The sequence below is a fragment of the Lysinibacillus sp. FSL K6-0075 genome, from assembly GCF_038592945.1.
Classification (GTDB): Bacteria; Bacillota; Bacilli; order Bacillales_A; family Planococcaceae; genus Lysinibacillus; species Lysinibacillus fusiformis_F.
The window spans coordinates 3,877,117-3,894,618 of record NZ_CP151947.1; the positions used below are offsets into that span (position 1 = coordinate 3,877,117).

Consider the following 17,502-nt stretch of genomic DNA (forward strand, 5'->3'; position numbering starts at 1 on the left):
TTTAGAAAATAATGAATGTTATAATAAAAGCAATTATTTGCGAAGGTTGTGATGAAATTGAGTTTACTCCAAAATACCCCATTACTAATTGCCCTCTTTGCGGTTCTCTTTGCGCAGTTTGTTAAAATCCCCATCCATTTTTTAATGACCAGACAAGTAAACTGGGGTCTTTTTACCTCAACGGGCGGAATGCCTAGTTCTCACTCCGCTTCTGTCACTGGACTGGCAACCTCTATTGCGTATGAGACGGGTTTGGAATCCCCCATTTTTGCGGTAGCCGCTATGTTTTCCATTATCGTTATGTACGATGCCAGTGGTGTTCGTTACCAGGCAGGGCAGCATGCAGCGATATTAAATCAACTGCGTAAGGATTTCCAAACATTGCTCCATGATTTAAAAAAATGGCCACAGATGGATGGGCAAGAGAAAATGGAGGAATTAAAAACATTATTAGGCCATAAACGAAGTGAGGTATTTTTTGGGGCTCTCACGGGTATTTTTATCGCCATCATAACCTACGAGTTTTTCATCTAACAGACATAAACACATCCTCTAGAGGGAGGTTGTGTTTTTTTGTATAAAAAAAGTATTCTTCCTTCAATTGAAAGAAGAATACTAAGCACGTTAGAACATTCGATATCCACTTTTTCGTAAATAAATCATGACGATACCCGCCACAATAGAGCCCGCAAAGCCACCTGATAAAATAGCAATATCTACAAATTGAAGTGCCTGTAATTTATCGATTAATGCTGGGAAGGCAGAGCCTGGCTTAAAAATATAATCTAAGAAGCTTACTTCATCTACAATAAAGATGACAACAATTGGATACACAATTGCCATTAACCATGTCATACGTAACAGCATATTTAACAAGAATCCGATACCAAAGAACATGACGAAAAATAACAATATAGAAATGATTAACTGTACTAATGAAACTGGACCATCCATGTATGTATAACCTCCGTTTTCCTCTCATTAGTTTACATGATTACGACACCGCTTTCAATGAACATATCCTTGTTTTCGCTTGTTCGTCATATTTCAGAAAATCATTAATCGATCATCTGCAATTGATCTTTAAATTTAGGGATATTTGCTTTCTTCGCGGGTATTTGCCCTCCTTCCGCGGGTATTCGCTTCTCCTTCGCGGGTATTCTCCCTCCTTCCGCGGGTATTCACTTCTCCTTCGCGGGTATTCTCTATTTTCAAGTTAAATAAATGCTTTTTTCATCAAAAAAACTATTGAAGACAAGTGCTTATCTTCAATAGTTTCTACTATTTTATGAGGTTGATTGGGCTAATAAAAACTTCGGTAATCTCCAAAGCTGTGCCCATTTTTTAAATGCTATCAGCACAATTAATAAGCCAAGCATTAGCATGAAAAAGTTTGACTTATCTTGAAGCGTTTACTTAAACCACCTGTAATAAAGCCCGCAAGAATCGATGAAACACCACAGGCTATTGCTGTAAAACCGCCGAGTGTGATGCGATGAATACCTGCAATAATACCTACACACACCAACAAGTGGTCCGCCAAAAATCCCTGCTATGGCCACACTGATTAACCTTGTATTGGCAATCGCCTCTTCTGCATTGATTGTACTATGTATCATCTGATTTAAAGGATGGATGGTCCCACTTTCAATTTTAATCCCTGTATAGCTGCTGATAATACATAGGCTACTAAAAATAATAATGAGCCATATTTTCTCTTTCATTCCTTGCTCCTGAAACAGCTTTTCTCGAAAGAGTCGCCATCTTGACATTAAAAAGGCAAACACAATAATCAGCCCAACTCGCTCTAACATAAATAAAAATAGCTCCATCAAAGGTCACCTCCTAAAGTCATATCATTTTTTAAAGAATAAACGATAAGAGGTATAGCCAAAAATATCACCTGGATTAATCCCTTCTATCGCTTCTAATTGATGTCTTTCAAATTGATTGGATGCCATTTCCTTTAACATCACTGATGTTGATTCATCTTGGGCTAGCTCCTGAGGATACAACCATTTGGCTTCTAAAATTTCTTTTTCTTGAATACATACCTGCTGCTGCTCATCTAGCATACGACAATAAAAAATGGCCATATTATCACTGATGTCATCACGGATGACACCTGTTCTAAATCCAATTAAGCCCGAGACTCTACAATCGATGCCTGTTTCTTCTTTGATTTCACGAATGACCGCCTCATCCACCGTTTCACCTGCATTAACAAATCCTGCTGGTAATGACCAACGCCCCTTCAAGCCGCTGTAAGCCTTTTTCACAACCAACCATTGCCCAAGCCCATTAACCGTAACTCCTGATACGCCTAACCATATTTTCCCTCGATCTTTTTTCATAACCCTCACCTCTATCTACCTATTATACCTGCTTGCTTTCACTGGAATGAAGCATTTATTCAGAATTTTACAGCTAATCGACAGTGAAAATGCTTCTTTCATTCAACCACTCAATGAAAGAAGCATTTGTAGACTGCAATTTCATCAAATACTGTTATAAAAAGTTGTTGGGAATTCCATTAAAATAGATGAATTTTAAAATAGTTTCTATCAAACAAAAAATAAAAAGAAAAAAGCTCCTTTCATTCATCATGTTTTGCAACATCATCAATCAAAGAAGCCTATTATTGTTAGCCCATTATTCGAATGGAATTTATTTAATTTTATTCACAAACCTCAGGCGTACCTTCACGTTTTGCTGTTTTGAATGAAGTACCGCAGCCACATGATGCAATGGCATTTGGATTATCGATGGTGAATTGAACGGTATACTAACCGGAAGCATGAACGCCTACTGTACGTACTTTTTATCGATATTTGAATACGACGTATTTTGCAATACCTACGTATTGTTAAAACGATAGATTACTTTCTTACATTATATATGTAGACGTACTAGAATCGCAAGTAACTATTTAATAGACCTGGCTGTTAACGTTGAAAGTAACGCATGTTGCTGCTTTATCACTTCATCTTTATGAGCGATTTCACTTTCTAACATCGCACAATTTTCACAACCCGCATCTTGAACATCTATACCGTAAAACTTCTTTATAGCCTTTTTAACTGCGTCTAGCATAAAAACTGTACCGGATACTCTATGTTTAGCATACGTCATAGCATCGACTTCCAATTCATTAAATAGAACACTATTCCCCATAGGTTGCGAGAATGTACCAAGAAAATATTGAAACTTTTCTCTGTACCTAGCAATAGTCGATACACTTACACCTAACATCTTTGCTAATTCTGTCTGATTAATTAATTTTTCATCCATAGATTGTGTCCCCATTCTTCCGAAACACGCGCGCGATATGGTCGGTAATTACTCGTTAACAATACGAACTATACACCACCTAATTAAAATACGCAACCCTCGTAAACCCGCGTCACTACTGCGTTAATTACGTTTTCTGTAATTTATAACGTTTAAGGTTATTTCATTTTACTTGCTTTACGTTTTAGTTTCTCGATGCGACCTTCGTAACCGCCTTTAGTCTTGTCATGTTGACCAATTTTCAACGCCTGTTCGGATATACTAAGAGCATCTTGTATTCGCCCTTGCTTTTCGTACATAATAGCCAGCCTGCTAAACGCAACTACTCTCGCATCTTTAAATGTAATTAAGTCCAATTCGTTTATAACATCAAGACAATATCGCTCACATTCCTCGAAATCTCCGGCTTTGTAAGCCATTTCTGCGAGCTTTGTTCGAGGAAAATGTTTGTCCGCAGAATTTGTGGCCCGTTTTATAGCCTCAATTAAAACTCGTTTACGAAGATCAGACGATAAGCCCTCAGACAAGCTTTCTAAGAACTGCGATGCACTTCCACTGTAAGTACGATTTCCTTTATCGAAGTCATCTCGCACATATGGTCTGTTCGATAGTTGATACGGAAGGGCTAGCGAGTCTTTTATTTCCTCGATTTCCGACTCGGATAACGTACTATAAAAATCCTCTAACGCTAAGTGACGGATAATTCCGCCTGGCTTCTTCTTAAAAATGGATAACATTTACATCTCCTCCTACCTATTTATTCTACTTATTATTTATTTTTCCTTTTATAATCCCCAAATGTTTAAAAATTGTATGTAAGGTCAGAACAGCAGAAAGCGCCATTCAGAATTGAGGGCCTTGGGGGTCACGCACTTTCGACGCAAAAAAAGAACGACCAACAAACGAATTGAATCGCTGTTGATCGTGTTATTAAAAGAATGAAACGTTTTTAATACTTTGTTTAATTCGTTCGTCAGTCATTCCGATGTAACGAAGCGTTGTCTTTTGCGAACTATGATTAAAGATTTCCATTAGCGTTGCTATGTCGTAAGTAGCGTTGTAATAAGTGTAACCGAATGTCTTGCGCATTGTATGTGAGCCGACTGAATGATTGCCGATTTTATCGCCAGCATCAGTAATAATGCGATAAGCTTGCGTCGTACTAATATGTGCGTCACCTTTACGTGATGGGAATAAGTACGTAGTTCCTGGTGGTAAAGTATCGATGTAGTCCGCAATATCAACCATTAGCTGATCGAGGTGTACAGTGCGCTCCTTCTTCGTTTTGCCTTCTCGAATCTTAAACGACGACTTCCCCTTTACTTGTTCGACTTTAAGCGCAACTAAGTCTCCGCAACGTAAGCCGGTAGATATGCCGAGCTTGAATAGTAGCTGATTGCGAAGACCATATTCCTTCGACATGCCTAAAGCTTCTAACATCTCGCTTATTTCTTCTTTCGATTTTAACGGCTGCACATCGATTAACATGCCTTTTTTCTCGTTATGATTAGCCATAATTACGCCCCTTTTGAATGTATCCTTTTTATCATTATATCTAAAATAGCATACATTCGTTTGATATGCAATTATTAAACGGCTATTTATCAACGTTTTATATGTATCCTTTTATCAAAAAGCATACATTCGATAGCTTCGATTATGTATTTATTATTCTGCGTCAAAACAGCGTTAATTTTGAGCCCCTCGAGTTTCAGACCGCCCCGTCCGATCCGAATGTCTGCTCCCTGTAATCGGCGTTAACATTACGGCATCTTACTTATGTAAATCGTACAAAATCCGCGTTCCTTCTATTATATGTGCGTTAAAACTGCGTCATATAGCGAGGTAATGCGACTTCCCAAAGTGTTTTAGGGCGCGTCCATAAAAGGTATCCGCCCGACATTTCACGCCCTAAAACGTTCTCAAAAGAGTAAAAATGTAACATTTTATAATAGCGGTAAATCGTGGATTATATCCTCCAAGTTACGATACCCGTACCATCCTCCGCATAATTCCGCTAATGAAAACACTCGACGTCGCGTTATTCTATTGAACTCATTTCTCGTATGTTTAAATGCCTTATCAAGCAACCTATCGCACTCTCTTTGAAACGTCTTATCCTGCGTACGCCAGCGGTATAATGTCATGCGCGTAATTTTACATAGGAACGCCACTTCTTCCATCTTTATATAACCGCTATTCTGTGCTAGAAGGACAACCGCCCGTACCTTCTTTTCTTTTCCGTTAAATTTCTCCCGTAACCTGGCGATGTCTTTATCACTTACAAGATACGGCTTAACATGGCGCTGCCCTACGATTAATCGATCGTACATACCGTCTCTCCTTTATATATTTAGTTCTTACGCATTTAGGCATAAAAAAGACGAGCAAGCAAAGCTATAAAAGCCGATGCCCGCCCGTTGTTTGTTCGTATTATCTACCAACTTGCACCCTCTCCTTTTCGATTAGTTTCGCTAACTCGTAAGCAATTCGTTGTACGTCCGCATCCTCGCGTATTACAATCTGTTCTGCTAATTTAGCAATTGATACAGAAGCCGGTGATTGCGTTTGCTGCTGCATATTTTGCGTATTATCGTTATATGTCGTTTGATTAGCGTAGTTGTTAACGATGCCGCGTTCAACTTGTTCGTAAGTAACGTGAGAATACGGTTGATCTTGTTGCTGCGGTACAACAACATTATTAATCACGCTCTCAGACGGTCTAATAGCGTTCATTAGTGTCTGATTCGGACTTACTAAAGAGCGATACTGATCCGCCTCTTGTGCTGTTAATACCATTTCATTACGGTGAAGTCGAGCTAGATAGCCGTCGAATGGTACGCGCGCCAGTCCGTTGTAATGCGACCCGTCCGGCGTATTGTTTCCGCCAGGAATTAGGTTCTTAGCCCATTTCACAGCGCCAGAACCGATTTTACCGATCCAATCGGGCATTTTGATGTTGCCTAAAATCGACGCAAACTCTTTAAGGTATCCTGCCGCTGTACTAATCCAATTACCCACAGTCTGGAATACCGGCGTCAATGCTTTTACGATTTCCGTAGCTGCTCCGAACGCCTGCGTAAATGCGCCTGCCAGAAACGCAACAAACGGACCAACGATTGTGTCCCAAGCTAGTCGTAATACTGCGAAAGTTGCTCCGATAACAGAGCCGAAAAGCTCTAACACAGGGCCTACGACTGCCCAAAGCATCTGAAACGACTTCATAACGAAGTTAATCGCGGGCGCTAATACGTTATTCCAAGCCAGCATCGCAATGTCGGCTACGATTTTTAATGCGTTGCCTAGAGCGCCAAGTATCGGCTGAGCTGCGGTCCAAACGGATTGAGTAATAGGCACTACGTAGCCAACGATATTAGAAAAGACGCTCGTAATCTGCTCTTTCACAGTAGCAAAACGCGTTACAATAGCGTCAATGGCTTCGGGCGATATTAACGTTTCTAGTACGCCTCTAAATCCGCCTTCTTTGAACGCAGTCATTAATCCGGAAATCTTCGTCTTGATTCCGTCTACTGCCGAATTAACTTGATTAGCGATATCCGGCGGGAATAGCGCATTTATCAGTCCGCTTGTGCCTCCGCCCTTAAATGCTGACCATAACTCTTTTACTTTGTTGACGATACCGTCGATAGCTCCGCGGAAGGTTTCGCTATTGTCATAGAGCGCTTTGATTCCGACTGCTGCAGCTGATATCCCCATCGCTATTAGTGCTATAGGATTTGCCAACGCGGAAATTGTTCCAACTACAGCCAAAGCACCAACAAACGTTGCGAATGCGCCTGCAGCATAAGCGATTGGTTTACGAAACTTCACGAATAAATCGTAGAGTGCTATAGCTTTGTCGGTTACTTTGCCGAGCATACTACCCAATTTATTGCTGAGAGAAGTCGTATCAAGACCATCAAACATCTTATTTATTCGCCTTAGAAAGTCCGCTAGTTTTGTATTGCTTTCCATTCCTATGTTTCTAAAGAACGTCTGTGACTTCTCCTCAAGTTGTGACCACAATCCTTTTGTCGTATTTCCCATCTTATTAACCATTTCATCTGTAACGCCCATTTTGGTTAATAATTTATCCAAACCGGCCATCTTAGCAGACATGCCGTCCATTTTAGTGATTTTTTGCAATTCCTTTTTATCTAGTCCAACTGCCTCGTACATTGAAACGTAGTCACCTTGCATAAGCTCTTTTGTTGAGAAAGCCGCCTGTTGAGTGTCTACGCCTGAAAGCGCCTGTATACGTTCAACTAGCCCCCAAACTTGTTTGAGTTCACCAACATTTTTACTAAGTCCTATGAACGCCTTTGAGTTTTCCATCATACTCGTACTATTTAAAACAGGACTAGCAATTGCTGCCTTCTCAATCATTTGAAGGTACTTTTTCGCTTGCTTATCATCGCCAAACATACCGCTAATGGCCATCGCATTTTGTTCGTAGTTTGCTGCGGCTCCAATCGTCAAATTTAGCAATTTAGCAGCACCGTTCGCTCCTACGTATGCGCCTGCTAGCCCTATTAATGCGGATTGCATCCCACGTAACGACGCACTAAGTCCGTTAGCACCTACGCGCAATGAAGTGACTCGAGTTGCAAATCCACCCATACGATTTGATGCCGAAGAAACAGCGCCGCCAAGACGGTTGGTTGCCGATTGCGCTCTCGACATACTTTCGCTAGTAGTGCGGCTCGTACGGTTCATCTGATTCATCATCTGCGTGATTCTGCGTAGACGCGAGGTGCCTTGATCGCGAACTCGGAATACTGCGGTTAAATTTACGGCCATCTAGTTTCCTCCTTGCGATGTGCAAGTCTTTTCAAACGCCCTAACTCTTTGGCAACTTCATTTCCGTTCCTACGCGTTAGTTTTGCGTCTGATTGCTTTCCGCTAGAACAGTATCTGATCGCTGCATTCACTGTCATAATTACTAACCTTTTTAAATTTTTGTGTACCTCTAGTTGAGTCGCCTTTACTTCTGTCTCAATCGCTTTTAGCTTCGGCAACATCGACTCACGCTTATTAGAATCTGCGTCTAATAAAGCGCCTGCAAAAAGTGTGGCATTTGTTAAAATCTCTATTTCTCTGTCTGTGTTATTCATTTTCCTTATCCTCCTTGCCTTTCTATGAATAGAAAAATGCACAACGTCGGTTAAACGTCATGCATTGCGTTAATATTGCGTTATTCTGCATTTGTGTCTGTCGTTACATCTTCTTCAACTAATAACCTTTTCGCTTTTGCGAACAATACACGGTCTGCGAGTCGTCCTGAACTTTGAGCTACAGTCGCAAATTGCACGAGTTCGTCAATTGTTACTGGTTCACTTTTTAATACTTTTTTATCTAATGTTGAACGTAATACTTGATGATTTTTAGCTATTGTCATAATTATTTACCTACCTTTTTTGTTGTTTTTGGTGCTACCGCGATATAAAAATCCGCATCAGCATCTTGTTTAATCTGATCAATCTTGCCGGAATAATCTCTAAGCTCTCCAAAAAGTCTACTTATTCCCGAAGGAACACCCTGTCCACCATAGAATTCAAAATACTTTGTTGGATGAATAACCCCTTCAATATAGCGAGTTCTGCCAGTAGTTTTATTTGCCTGAGACATTTCCTTCATTTCTGCATATAAAGGATCGTACTCGTCTGAAATCCTATGATGATCGATTAATGCAGATTTCAGTAAATCTCTCGCTAAATCTAATTTTGCTTGCACAGTAGGCACATACTCTGACTGAACTTTCGGACAAAACTCGCTACGATAGGTATTAACGACCTGTACCGGCGAAATTTCGACTACCGGCAAAGCCTGCATTGCAAGTTTATAATCTCGTTCTCTCCGGGCAATGACTTCTTTTTGCAATGTAATATCGTCGTCAATCTTTGCTAGCTCAGCTGTTTTATCCTCACCTTTGCCTACCGATTCTGCAAAAGTATATTCATACTGCTTCTCGAGTTCTCGCAATCGGGATTTAGCGTCATCCCATGCTTTTTGATACTCACTAAGCTTAGTTGATCGCTCTCTATGTTCCTCTTTATATTGGTCTAATAGTTCAAAATTAAATGTTTTCATATTCTGTCTCCTTTTTTAACCACGCTATCGAGCGCTCTAATTTTTTAATAATAAAAAGACGCCACTTTGAAAGTTGTTGCGTCTCTATTTCCGATTTATTCAATTCATAAATCTCGACTAATTCGTCATATGCACGGTCAATATACGTTTTTGTTTCATCAAGCTCGCGTCGATAAATTATCGGCATATCACATACGATTAAATCACGATAAAGCTGTTGGCTGTCCGTTTCAAGGCTATCAAGCTGTAAATCTATAACCAAGTCGATTACGTCAATTACAGTATCAAAAGGCCGCGAAATCGAAGCAATTTCGTGCGATATTCCTCTATCATTGTCCTGGTAAGCAAGTAACGTAATAAAAGGCGTCGATTCAACGTCATGTAGCGATAGAAAACCGAATCTCATTTAATAAAACACCATGCCATTAATTATTCGCGGCCTTGGCGGTCGCTGTCCGTGGATTTCGATACCATTTCGATTGAATTGTTTCTTTCTTCGTTTCGGCTTTGCTCGCTTACCTTCGCCGTGATAATTCGATGAATACGTTTTACGCTCCATTCAGATCCAACTCCTCTTTTTTGTCAATAAAATAGCGACACAAGTCGTATTTTTCACGCTGTGCCGCCGTCATTTCTCGTAGTTTATAAAGTGTTATCCAACCGCTGTTAACATCTCCTGTGTTATATCTGTAAACACCGTTTTCAATCCGTTGCATTGTATCACCTCACCTTGACCGTACAGTGTAATAGATTTAAGCAATTCTTTAGATATTAGCCTTTAAAAATATGTTCTCGACTTATTTATTAGGAAGGCTCATAATCGCCGTTTTCGAGCCGTTTCAGTACATTTTTAAGACCCCGATGTAAATTGTTAGGAATCTTGAATTGAACCGCCTGCAACTTTCCCTTACGATCTGTGTAAGTAGCCATTACTTTATAGCCTTTACGTTGTTTCAAGCGCCTAATAGCCTCGTTATGCCCTGCACCTACGTATAAAATAAAAAAGCCCGGTATGCGCCAGGCTTCGAAATCTCGGTTATTAGACAGCGGAATGCACCGCCTTTTGTTTCGCTTCATTACCTCGGACCTCTGATGCCTCGTCTCGTAGGTGTCCTATCATCTGCTCGACTTCTATGTCAGTCAGTTTACGGCCAATAAGACTTCCAATAAAACGTTGGACGAACGGACGTAATAGCTCGGGCTTGAATTGCTCGGGGTATCTATCAAACGCTTCTATCGCAAAAAGTCCATTCTTTTTATCATTGCAGTTTTTACATGCCGGAAGAACGTTTGCAGGAATATTTGCTCCTCCATACGCCTTGCCGTCTTTCAATGGGAATACATGATCGCAAGTTGCTATTACACCATCGTCTTTGAGTGATACACCGCAGTAAATACAGTCTTGCTCAAACAACTCTGCTATATATTCCCAAGGTACGAGTGGTAATTTATCACCAGCTCTTTTTGCATAAGCATTAGCTCTTACTCGATATTTTTCTCCGTTGGCACGACGATGTTCGCTGCGGCAGCTTCTGCAGATATTTTGGTATCCCTTTTTATCTTTGGCATCTCTACGGAAAAGCTCAATTGCTTTGGTCTCATTACAGATACGGCAAGTAAGTTTTTTACACATAGCGCTCACCCACTTCCATAGCAAGCGCCAGTCTCGTTTCGATGTAAGCTAGTTTTGCGATTAATTGAAGGTATTCTAATGTCATTTCATATCTGCTCCTTTTCATTTCAAGTGTTTATATTTACGCTACGCACTCGATCGTGACATCGAGATTTTGTCGCGCAATTACCATCTTCAAGTGATTCAATAATGCTGCGTTTGGATTCTGCTGAGTTGCATTGTATTCGTCTGCAAGTGGCTTACTGTTCGTTTCAACACGTAAAGCTACGTCCTTAAAAGGTTGCAGTACACGAATGAGCGTCTTAAATGCCGGATAAACTGCATTACTCTGAGTAAAAGTTTCGGCATAAATGCTTCCGTCTGCCATTTCGATCTGTACGTCATATTCTGCGACGTCAATTTGTGTAATAGTCTGCTTTAGTTTCATTTCTAAACTCCTCCAAATTGATTAAATTGTGTTCTTACCGCCTGCAACTGCTCACCATTTCCGCCAAATAGTACGCGTGGGTTTACGGTGATTCCTTTGTGACGACGATCATTCGTGTTTTCGAAGAATCCAAACACTACTTTTCCGTCAATTTTCACGCGGTTCATTGTCGTTTTCAGCTTTGCAGCATTCGCATACCCTAGTAACGTCGCCAAACTTTCAATATTCATCGGCTGTAATCGGTCTGAATCCGTTTCATCTGGATTGTGGCAAACGATATTTGTCTCGAAATTTAAAAACGGCAATACCGAGTAGACTAGCGCAAGCTGTCCGACCGTTTTGCCGTTCGATAAATCGTATAAATCACGTACTGTTTTCTTAAACATTCGTGTATGTTGCAAATCCGCTATGTGCGATTGAATTGACTTAATGTTTCCTCTGAAAAAGACGGTAGGATTCATGTAAAGCACCCCTTCCGACTCTGAAATGATACCTTCCTGGCAATAACGACTGAATAGTTCGCGAGCACGTTTGCGACTAAGGCCAGTCAACTTTTCAAAACCTTCATGACTGATTACCTTACCGTTATCGTATTGCAATCGCCCTGTATTCCATGCGATGTATGTTCCAAGGTACATTAATCGAGCGATGTCAGCGTTATTTAATGAAGGGAAACGTTCAATTATTGTCCGTGACTGCTGAAAGAAGGCGAAAACAAATCCACCGTTTTCTTCTTCGTGAGAGCCTAGCGCCTGGATTGATTCAATAGAGCGGAATTTTGATTCGGTCATTTTTGGAACCAAGTCATGAGTGAAAAGATCACCTAAGTATTCTCCGGTTTCTAAGCTGTAAGGCTTGCCATCTTTTACTACGTAGTTCTGTTTTTGTGCGATAGCCTTACGTCGTGTTGCCTGGTTTAATTGTACGAATTGCTTGCCTGCTGATAATGCTGTCATATCATATCTTCTCCTTTTCTAATTCCGTTTTATTTTTGTATTGCGTCGGCTAGTTCGCCTAACTCAGCGATAACCTTCGCCAAATGCTGCCGTGACTCATTGAATTTTTGAAACGCTTTGCTTGCGACCATTGGCGTGAGGCGACGGTCGCCGCGTTCAATGGAGCTTAGCATCGTTGTTGAAATACCTAATTCCTTCGACAACTCGCTCTGTGTTAACCCGAGTGCCTCACGATAATATTTAATTTGAGCTGCGTTCAATTTTGACATTTCCTCACCACCTCTATGTTTGTTGTGTAAATTCCTCAACTACTTTGCAAAATAAAAAAAGCCGCCCGAATGGACCGCTTGAATTTATGAATTTACTTCCTCACTATATAGACCAACTGTCGCCTGTAAATGTGACTTCGAACTGATACATAATGCCTTTCCCTACCCTTATAGCCAACTAAACGCTAAAAATATGGTATCAACCTTTATTTTTTTTGAAATAGCTTGCTTTATTTTCTTCTTCCCTACTTAATTATTAATACGTCAGTTTGTGACTCTTTTTTTGATACGTGAGAGCATTTTTCTAACACTTTCCGGACTTTTCTTTAATTTTTCTGCTAAATAATCACGCTTTATAAGTGCTGCACCGTTTGCACGACAGCTGTAGTTTGTTAAATCCTCTACTTTTCTATCTGCAAGTACAATTTCGTGTGCCTGTTGGATAAATTCGACCTGTTGCTTCGATAATTCATCTAAATGTCTTTCCTTTATTCCTGGCAAAATAACTCCGTAAAGATTAGTAGGAAAATGCTTCTTAACAAATAGCTTAACTGTTTTATCTTGGCCGTTTACTCGATAGATGCGTTTCATGCCTTTGCGTTCAAGTTCTAACTCACCAAATTTAGTTGAAAATGCTGAGTTCACATATCGTACAATTTCTCGCTCCGATTTCTCTGTATCAACATAGCCTAGGGCGCGTTCTAGCGCTTGTACGATGTTTTTATCTACTTGCTCCGTAGCTACAACTGCAGCACTTTCTTGTGCAGTGATTTTATCACGGAAGTTATGATAACCTCGGTAAAATCCACGGAAATGGTGATCGTAAACATTTTCGAGTATTTCATCACGTCTGGCATCGATTTTTTCGAATAGAGCCGCGGTTAGTCGATAATATTCAAGTTCCTCGTTATGTTTAATCACTTCCGCACCGAAGTCGATCCCGTACTCGTACTTCAAAGCGGTTATATAATAGCAAAAATCCTCATATTCTGCTCCTCTCGGAACACCGATATATTCCTGTAACGCGAAATCACGTAACACTCTAATACGATATGAAATGTAATATTCATGGCGTGGTAGGTCGATTCGCACTTTCAATGCATTGCCTTCTATTTGATGCTGACGTGTTGGATCATTCATAAAATCGAAAGTAGTTCCGTACAAAATCTCATCAATTATTAATCTATCGCCATTATTTTGGTAGTTTCTAATTCGTTCTTTGAAATCAGCTGTCATATCATATCTGCTCCTTTTCTTCTCCTCAAAAATTACCTGCCTTTTACGTCCCGAAATCGACGAATTACCTGCCTTTTACGTCCCGATTACTTTTGTTACGACAACACAATATATAGTGTTTTATGTATTGAATTAGCTACAAATTGCATATATATTGTATAAGTATCCATATCAACAGGACATCTTGTCTATCTTATCAGTAGTATCACGTAAGGATAACGCCCAATATCAACAGTAACGATAAAGGTTCCGTTTGGTTGGAACAACCATTTAAAACCTTTGCGTCCTCATTTTGCAAAGAACGCAAAATAAGTCCGCGTCTATCTATTACATCGATATTATTACAATCGCTAGATATCATCAATAATGTAATGAGACGGAGGCTTTAGCCGACGTAGAGGATTTGCGTCAGCAAAGACTCGTATCTATTCGTCTTTCTTACCCGTGCCGTACTTCTCTATTACATGCTTAACGGTGCGCTCACTCCCAGCTAATGTACGTAATCTATCAAATAATGTACGATGGCACATATGATTCCAAAAAGGATCATCTGCTGGATACTCGTCATTTATCCATTCGCTCGGTACTAAGTCAATGTCTGCAGCGTCTAATTGTTCGCACAACAGCTGGATTTCCCGTAATCGCATTAACTTACTGCGTAACTGCGTACTGTTCGGGTTACCTAGAAACTCCATTTCTTCGTCAGAGATACGTATTTGTCGTATTTTACGCTTTTTACTTTCAGGGAGTTCGGTGCGCCCTAGCTTTTCTTTATATAAGAAAGGATGATATGTACCGTCGCGCATTGCGTCTACTATCTTACGAGCTTCTGCACGTGTTGCTGGTGTTGTGATGATGACTTCCATAACATCTTCCTCACTAACCTTCAAACGCCTCATAATTGTGTCTAATCGACTCCCAGCGATGAACATTCGTAGAATTTCTGTTTCTTTGTTTTTTGTCATACATATGTACCTCCGGGTTCCCATTTGTATATCCATTATTCTAAATTTCACATTTCTGTATATACAAAAATGCGATTGTTGTACTTTTATATATACATATTTACCATTATGTCATTATTGTAATAATATAGGAATAGAAAAACGGCTACTCTGCAAAGTAACCGTCTCCAATCGCAGTTGGCGCTACGATTATGATACTAGTCGCTTGTTGGCGCAAGCTCTAGCGAATATTTGCCGGTCCTGTTGGCGCAGGATCAGCGTTATATATGACTCTACTAGTTGGCGCTAGTTGAGTGTTTAACTTTTCACATATTAATCGTTACATATATAAACAAAGGTATTGCGATAGAAAACGCTGTTGTACCGTAGTACCACACTCTGAGTTCACCGTCCTCACCTTCTTCACCGAAAAAATATGCGTCTACCTGCTTTGCTGTATCGACAGCTGCTTTCGTTAGTAGTTTAATGTACGCCTTCTTATATTCACGCTCAAACGACTGTGACGACGGTTTACGCGCAACTCCTTGTTTCATGCTGGAATACCCCCAATCACTAACTCCTGACCATCAACTATCAAGGCACGATAAAAGTCTGAACAAATTACATGCATATGATCGAAAATTGGAATTGTTTTAAGTGCTGTATTTGATAAACGCATTACTATAGTTCGCCAAGCACCTTTCTCTGTGGAAACAGCCTCGTAGTTATCTACGTAATCACTACTATCTGCGATAACAATTTCTGTTGCTTGGTCTGCTACTTTTTTCGTATACTCTGCTATTAAACGTTTGCACTTACGAATAGTGTCATCAATCATTTCCTGTACGTATAACGGAACTGGTGTCGTAGGAACTGTGTAATCCCATCTGCAGTTTCGTCGCTTCACAAACACCTGATAAGACGTTGAGAATACGCCTTCTTTTTCAAACGTCACAATTTGATACTCCACTGACCAAACTTCGTTGTCTGTTAACCATTTGCCTTCGTCTAACGTCGTAAACATTTCACATTCCGCCTTCCATAGTGTCATTTTTGCACATCATAGTGTGCTTTATAGTTAATATAATATACACTACAGTGTGCATTGTCAACAATAAATTGAAGTTATATACACTACAGTGTAAAATGAAATTAAAAAGGATTGTGATTACATATGATTAAAGTAAATTTATCTCGTTTATTAGGTGAGAAAAGAATGAAGATTTCTGAATTAGCGAAAGAAACTGGTTTACATAGAAATGGTCTTTCACGTTTGTATAACGAGGAAACTGATGGAATAAAGTTCGATACATTGGAGAAGGTTTGTAAAGCTTTGAATTGCGATATTAGCGATCTCATTGAAATAGTAGACGAAGAAAAAGCGCAAGCCGATTAGTTGGCTGCGCTCTTGTTTTCCTCTATTATGTTCTCTACTTTCTTTTTCTTCTTTCTTCTAGGCGTTGTCGGTAAGTTATATTTCTCCGTTTGCTTGCGAACACCTTCCGCAAACTTCTTTAACTTTTCTTGGTTATACATCATACATATATACACCATCCTTTATCAATCTTATAAACCGTGACTAGCTTCGCTCTTGTTTTCTTCAACCTTGTTATTTACTTTCTTTTTCTTCTTCCTTTTCTTTTTCGGCATTGTTGGAAATCCGTACTTTTCGGACATCCTAGCTACCCCTTCCACGATAGTCTTAAGCTGTTCCTCTGTTGGCAATGCAATCACACTCCATTTAAAGTCATATAAAACTTCATATGTAATCGAACACCTAAATATGCACTTGTTGTTCCGAGTTTGCCTGTCGATACTAGGCGTTGAAGTTGCGGAATTAATTTATTTAACTTTAAAATTTGCCTAGTTGACCATTCACTTTCACCTATTGTTTCAGCTACATCTTTCATACTTCGTTGATTTTCAACTAAGTCACTTCTACTTCCTTGTTTAATTCCCCAATATTCTTTGAGAAATTGCGCTATTCTAGCTTTTTTTATAGCGTCCTGCTCTGCGACCCCTCGACGTTCTACGTTTTCAGCAATAAGTAAATACTCTGCCTCCCATTCGTCAACGTCGATAATATCGACTGGTACTTCCGTTAATCCTAAGTCCTTTGCGATACGCAGTCGTTGGTGTCCGCTAATGACTGTAAACGCTGGCGTACACTTAATTGCATCACGGATACCGTTTGCTTCCAATTCCTCTTGGCGTTCTTCCTCTGTTGTTGGCGGATTTTCATCAAGTTTCATTTGCGTGTGTGCTTTTCCTATTGAATACGAACCGTCAAATACTTTTTCGTATAAGTCTGGGCGCTTGTCCTTTACTGCGAGCAAGTAGTATATGTTCGTCTTACCCACACCGGATTTCTTCGATAATACTTCGGCAACTTCTCCAGTTAAACTTGTCTCCATTTCTGGAGAGATGTCTGTCCTAGTACCTTGTGTCATTTTTGCCTTCTGCTTCTCCTCCTCATAAAATAAGTTAATTACGATACAAGCTCGTTGTCCTTTCGTTAAAGTATCTCGTAATAGTTTAGTAGCCGTTATATATGACGCTATTTCATTTTCGGGAATATATTATTTACGCTCTATGTATTTATTTTGATATTTTGTAGTTTTACGCTTGACAACCGCACCCGATTTTTCAACAGAAT

Annotated in this window: 27 protein-coding genes and 2 pseudogenes; 2 read left to right on the forward strand and 27 right to left on the reverse strand. The window is 39.9% G+C overall.

Annotated elements, in window-relative coordinates; translation table 11 throughout:
• The first annotated feature begins 51 nt into the window (after window positions 1-51).
• Window positions 52-534 (forward strand): divergent PAP2 family protein, encoded by a 483-nt coding sequence (locus MHB65_RS19250; protein ID WP_342441389.1) that lies wholly within the window; start codon window positions 52-54, stop codon window positions 532-534.
• A gap of 90 nt (window positions 535-624) precedes the next feature.
• On the opposite strand, the gene MHB65_RS19255 is transcribed toward MHB65_RS19250, so the two are convergent.
• The 24 genes and pseudogenes from MHB65_RS19255 to MHB65_RS19370 all read right to left on the reverse strand — a co-directional run bounded on the left by MHB65_RS19255 (window position 625) and on the right by MHB65_RS19370 (window position 15,870).
• Window positions 625-954 (reverse strand): YuiB family protein, encoded by a 330-nt coding sequence (locus MHB65_RS19255; RefSeq protein ID WP_004228336.1) that lies wholly within the window; start codon window positions 952-954, stop codon window positions 625-627.
• A gap of 424 nt (window positions 955-1,378) precedes the next feature.
• Window positions 1,379-1,525 carry a LytS/YhcK type 5TM receptor domain-containing protein gene (locus tag MHB65_RS19260; protein WP_342441390.1) on the reverse strand — a complete coding sequence of 49 codons (147 nt, stop codon included), beginning with the start codon at window positions 1,523-1,525 and terminating at the stop codon, window positions 1,379-1,381.
• 52 nt (window positions 1,526-1,577) lie between these two features.
• Window positions 1,578-1,832, reverse strand: a pseudogene (locus tag MHB65_RS19265) (LytS/YhcK type 5TM receptor domain-containing protein); the annotation flags it as partial.
• A gap of 24 nt (window positions 1,833-1,856) precedes the next feature.
• Window positions 1,857-2,354, reverse strand: a complete 498-nt coding sequence (locus MHB65_RS19270) for an NUDIX hydrolase (RefSeq protein WP_342441391.1) — start codon at window positions 2,352-2,354, stop codon at window positions 1,857-1,859.
• Window positions 2,355-2,677: 323 nt separating this feature from the next.
• Window positions 2,678-2,773, reverse strand: a pseudogene (locus MHB65_RS19275) (iron-sulfur cluster assembly accessory protein); the annotation flags it as partial.
• 152 nt (window positions 2,774-2,925) lie between these two features.
• Complete coding sequence (locus MHB65_RS19280) at window positions 2,926-3,291, reverse strand: hypothetical protein (protein WP_342441392.1); 366 nt, start codon at window positions 3,289-3,291, stop codon at window positions 2,926-2,928.
• Window positions 3,292-3,449: 158 nt separating this feature from the next.
• On the reverse strand, window positions 3,450-4,028 hold the full coding sequence (locus MHB65_RS19285) for a tetratricopeptide repeat protein (protein WP_089934047.1): 579 nt from the start codon (window positions 4,026-4,028) through the stop codon (window positions 3,450-3,452).
• Window positions 4,029-4,221: 193 nt separating this feature from the next.
• Window positions 4,222-4,806, reverse strand: a complete 585-nt coding sequence (locus MHB65_RS19290; protein WP_342441393.1) for a tyrosine-type recombinase/integrase — start codon at window positions 4,804-4,806, stop codon at window positions 4,222-4,224.
• Window positions 4,807-5,237: 431 nt separating this feature from the next.
• Complete coding sequence (locus MHB65_RS19295) at window positions 5,238-5,624, reverse strand: phBC6A51 family helix-turn-helix protein (RefSeq protein WP_342441394.1); 387 nt, start codon at window positions 5,622-5,624, stop codon at window positions 5,238-5,240.
• A gap of 100 nt (window positions 5,625-5,724) precedes the next feature.
• Complete coding sequence (locus MHB65_RS19300) at window positions 5,725-8,091, reverse strand: phage tail tape measure protein (protein ID WP_342441395.1); 2,367 nt, start codon at window positions 8,089-8,091, stop codon at window positions 5,725-5,727.
• Complete coding sequence (locus tag MHB65_RS19305) at window positions 8,082-8,405, reverse strand: hypothetical protein (RefSeq protein ID WP_342441396.1); 324 nt, start codon at window positions 8,403-8,405, stop codon at window positions 8,082-8,084. Before MHB65_RS19305 ends, MHB65_RS19300 begins: the two co-directional genes overlap by 10 nt.
• A gap of 80 nt (window positions 8,406-8,485) precedes the next feature.
• Window positions 8,486-8,689 (reverse strand): hypothetical protein, encoded by a 204-nt coding sequence (locus MHB65_RS19310; protein WP_342441397.1) that lies wholly within the window; start codon window positions 8,687-8,689, stop codon window positions 8,486-8,488.
• Between the two features lie 2 nt (window positions 8,690-8,691).
• Entirely contained in the window at window positions 8,692-9,381 is a 690-nt protein-coding gene (locus MHB65_RS19315) for a hypothetical protein (protein ID WP_342441398.1), read from the reverse strand.
• Window positions 9,368-9,787 carry a hypothetical protein gene (locus MHB65_RS19320; RefSeq protein ID WP_342441399.1) on the reverse strand — a complete coding sequence of 140 codons (420 nt, stop codon included), beginning with the start codon at window positions 9,785-9,787 and terminating at the stop codon, window positions 9,368-9,370. Before MHB65_RS19320 ends, MHB65_RS19315 begins: the two co-directional genes overlap by 14 nt.
• 142 nt (window positions 9,788-9,929) lie before the next feature.
• Window positions 9,930-10,097, reverse strand: coding sequence for a hypothetical protein (locus tag MHB65_RS19325; RefSeq protein ID WP_342441400.1), 168 nt, complete (start codon window positions 10,095-10,097; stop codon window positions 9,930-9,932).
• Between the two features lie 88 nt (window positions 10,098-10,185).
• Complete coding sequence (locus tag MHB65_RS19330; protein WP_342441401.1) at window positions 10,186-10,338, reverse strand: hypothetical protein; 153 nt, start codon at window positions 10,336-10,338, stop codon at window positions 10,186-10,188.
• An 82-nt stretch (window positions 10,339-10,420) separates the two neighbouring features.
• A complete protein-coding gene (locus MHB65_RS19335; RefSeq protein WP_342441402.1) occupies window positions 10,421-11,014 on the reverse strand; it encodes an HNH endonuclease in 594 nt (197 codons plus the stop codon).
• A gap of 121 nt (window positions 11,015-11,135) precedes the next feature.
• Window positions 11,136-11,441 carry a hypothetical protein gene (locus MHB65_RS19340; RefSeq protein ID WP_066036204.1) on the reverse strand — a complete coding sequence of 102 codons (306 nt, stop codon included), beginning with the start codon at window positions 11,439-11,441 and terminating at the stop codon, window positions 11,136-11,138.
• 2 nt (window positions 11,442-11,443) lie between these two features.
• The gene (locus MHB65_RS19345) at window positions 11,444-12,397 is read right to left on the reverse strand and encodes a hypothetical protein (protein WP_342441403.1); all 954 of its coding nucleotides are present in this window, start codon (window positions 12,395-12,397) and stop codon (window positions 11,444-11,446) included.
• A gap of 29 nt (window positions 12,398-12,426) precedes the next feature.
• The gene (locus MHB65_RS19350) at window positions 12,427-12,666 is read right to left on the reverse strand and encodes a helix-turn-helix transcriptional regulator (protein WP_342441404.1); all 240 of its coding nucleotides are present in this window, start codon (window positions 12,664-12,666) and stop codon (window positions 12,427-12,429) included.
• A 264-nt stretch (window positions 12,667-12,930) separates the two neighbouring features.
• On the reverse strand, window positions 12,931-13,902 hold the full coding sequence (locus MHB65_RS19355) for a hypothetical protein (RefSeq protein ID WP_342441405.1): 972 nt from the start codon (window positions 13,900-13,902) through the stop codon (window positions 12,931-12,933).
• Window positions 13,903-14,327: 425 nt separating this feature from the next.
• Window positions 14,328-14,867, reverse strand: a complete 540-nt coding sequence (locus tag MHB65_RS19360; protein WP_342441406.1) for a hypothetical protein — start codon at window positions 14,865-14,867, stop codon at window positions 14,328-14,330.
• Window positions 14,868-15,172: 305 nt separating this feature from the next.
• Window positions 15,173-15,400 (reverse strand): hypothetical protein, encoded by a 228-nt coding sequence (locus tag MHB65_RS19365; RefSeq protein WP_342441407.1) that lies wholly within the window; start codon window positions 15,398-15,400, stop codon window positions 15,173-15,175.
• Window positions 15,397-15,870, reverse strand: coding sequence for a hypothetical protein (locus MHB65_RS19370; RefSeq protein ID WP_342441408.1), 474 nt, complete (start codon window positions 15,868-15,870; stop codon window positions 15,397-15,399). The genes MHB65_RS19365 and MHB65_RS19370 overlap by 4 nt, the downstream gene beginning before the upstream one ends.
• Before the next feature lie 150 nt (window positions 15,871-16,020).
• Between MHB65_RS19370 and MHB65_RS19375 the strand changes: the two genes are divergently transcribed.
• Window positions 16,021-16,242: a helix-turn-helix transcriptional regulator gene (locus MHB65_RS19375; protein WP_342441409.1), complete on the forward strand. Its 222-nt coding sequence runs from the start codon at window positions 16,021-16,023 to the stop codon at window positions 16,240-16,242.
• Here MHB65_RS19375 and MHB65_RS19380 read toward each other — a convergent pair.
• Genes MHB65_RS19380 through MHB65_RS19390 form a run of 3 tightly spaced genes read right to left on the reverse strand, consistent with a single transcriptional unit; the run spans window position 16,239 to window position 17,296 of the window.
• A complete protein-coding gene (locus MHB65_RS19380; RefSeq protein ID WP_342441410.1) occupies window positions 16,239-16,385 on the reverse strand; it encodes a hypothetical protein in 147 nt (48 codons plus the stop codon). The genes MHB65_RS19375 and MHB65_RS19380 overlap by 4 nt on opposite strands.
• A 27-nt stretch (window positions 16,386-16,412) precedes the next feature.
• Entirely contained in the window at window positions 16,413-16,571 is a 159-nt protein-coding gene (locus MHB65_RS19385) for a hypothetical protein (protein WP_342441411.1), read from the reverse strand.
• Window positions 16,572-16,576: 5 nt separating this feature from the next.
• On the reverse strand, window positions 16,577-17,296 hold the full coding sequence (locus MHB65_RS19390) for a ParB N-terminal domain-containing protein (RefSeq protein WP_342441412.1): 720 nt from the start codon (window positions 17,294-17,296) through the stop codon (window positions 16,577-16,579).
• Window positions 17,297-17,502: the final 206 nt, after the last annotated feature.

What these genes read in the sequence shown, in the direction of transcription:
- MHB65_RS19370 (WP_342441408.1), bottom strand. Translation starts at nt 15,870, where the DNA reads ATGTTTACGACGTTAGACGAAGGCAAATGGTTAACAGACAACGAAGTT.
- MHB65_RS19335 (WP_342441402.1), bottom strand. Translation starts at nt 11,014, where the DNA reads ATGTGTAAAAAACTTACTTGCCGTATCTGTAATGAGACCAAAGCAATT.
- MHB65_RS19345 (WP_342441403.1), bottom strand. Translation starts at nt 12,397, where the DNA reads ATGACAGCATTATCAGCAGGCAAGCAATTCGTACAATTAAACCAGGCA.
- MHB65_RS19375 (WP_342441409.1), top strand. Translation starts at nt 16,021, where the DNA reads ATGATTAAAGTAAATTTATCTCGTTTATTAGGTGAGAAAAGAATGAAG.
- MHB65_RS19350 (WP_342441404.1), bottom strand. Translation starts at nt 12,666, where the DNA reads ATGTCAAAATTGAACGCAGCTCAAATTAAATATTATCGTGAGGCACTC.
- MHB65_RS19255 (WP_004228336.1), bottom strand. Translation starts at nt 954, where the DNA reads ATGGATGGTCCAGTTTCATTAGTACAGTTAATCATTTCTATATTGTTA.
- MHB65_RS19300 (WP_342441395.1), bottom strand. Translation starts at nt 8,091, where the DNA reads ATGGCCGTAAATTTAACCGCAGTATTCCGAGTTCGCGATCAAGGCACC.
- MHB65_RS19280 (WP_342441392.1), bottom strand. Translation starts at nt 3,291, where the DNA reads ATGGATGAAAAATTAATTAATCAGACAGAATTAGCAAAGATGTTAGGT.
- MHB65_RS19390 (WP_342441412.1), bottom strand. Translation starts at nt 17,296, where the DNA reads ATGACACAAGGTACTAGGACAGACATCTCTCCAGAAATGGAGACAAGT.
- MHB65_RS19250 (WP_342441389.1), top strand. Translation starts at nt 52, where the DNA reads ATGAAATTGAGTTTACTCCAAAATACCCCATTACTAATTGCCCTCTTT.
- MHB65_RS19365 (WP_342441407.1), bottom strand. Translation starts at nt 15,400, where the DNA reads ATGAAACAAGGAGTTGCGCGTAAACCGTCGTCACAGTCGTTTGAGCGT.
- MHB65_RS19340 (WP_066036204.1), bottom strand. Translation starts at nt 11,441, where the DNA reads ATGAAACTAAAGCAGACTATTACACAAATTGACGTCGCAGAATATGAC.
- MHB65_RS19290 (WP_342441393.1), bottom strand. Translation starts at nt 4,806, where the DNA reads ATGGCTAATCATAACGAGAAAAAAGGCATGTTAATCGATGTGCAGCCG.
- MHB65_RS19285 (WP_089934047.1), bottom strand. Translation starts at nt 4,028, where the DNA reads ATGTTATCCATTTTTAAGAAGAAGCCAGGCGGAATTATCCGTCACTTA.
- MHB65_RS19315 (WP_342441398.1), bottom strand. Translation starts at nt 9,381, where the DNA reads ATGAAAACATTTAATTTTGAACTATTAGACCAATATAAAGAGGAACAT.
- MHB65_RS19310 (WP_342441397.1), bottom strand. Translation starts at nt 8,689, where the DNA reads ATGACAATAGCTAAAAATCATCAAGTATTACGTTCAACATTAGATAAA.
- MHB65_RS19360 (WP_342441406.1), bottom strand. Translation starts at nt 14,867, where the DNA reads ATGACAAAAAACAAAGAAACAGAAATTCTACGAATGTTCATCGCTGGG.
- MHB65_RS19305 (WP_342441396.1), bottom strand. Translation starts at nt 8,405, where the DNA reads ATGAATAACACAGACAGAGAAATAGAGATTTTAACAAATGCCACACTT.
- MHB65_RS19380 (WP_342441410.1), bottom strand. Translation starts at nt 16,385, where the DNA reads ATGATGTATAACCAAGAAAAGTTAAAGAAGTTTGCGGAAGGTGTTCGC.
- MHB65_RS19355 (WP_342441405.1), bottom strand. Translation starts at nt 13,902, where the DNA reads ATGACAGCTGATTTCAAAGAACGAATTAGAAACTACCAAAATAATGGC.
- MHB65_RS19270 (WP_342441391.1), bottom strand. Translation starts at nt 2,354, where the DNA reads ATGAAAAAAGATCGAGGGAAAATATGGTTAGGCGTATCAGGAGTTACG.
- MHB65_RS19320 (WP_342441399.1), bottom strand. Translation starts at nt 9,787, where the DNA reads ATGAGATTCGGTTTTCTATCGCTACATGACGTTGAATCGACGCCTTTT.
- MHB65_RS19295 (WP_342441394.1), bottom strand. Translation starts at nt 5,624, where the DNA reads ATGTACGATCGATTAATCGTAGGGCAGCGCCATGTTAAGCCGTATCTT.
- MHB65_RS19325 (WP_342441400.1), bottom strand. Translation starts at nt 10,097, where the DNA reads ATGCAACGGATTGAAAACGGTGTTTACAGATATAACACAGGAGATGTT.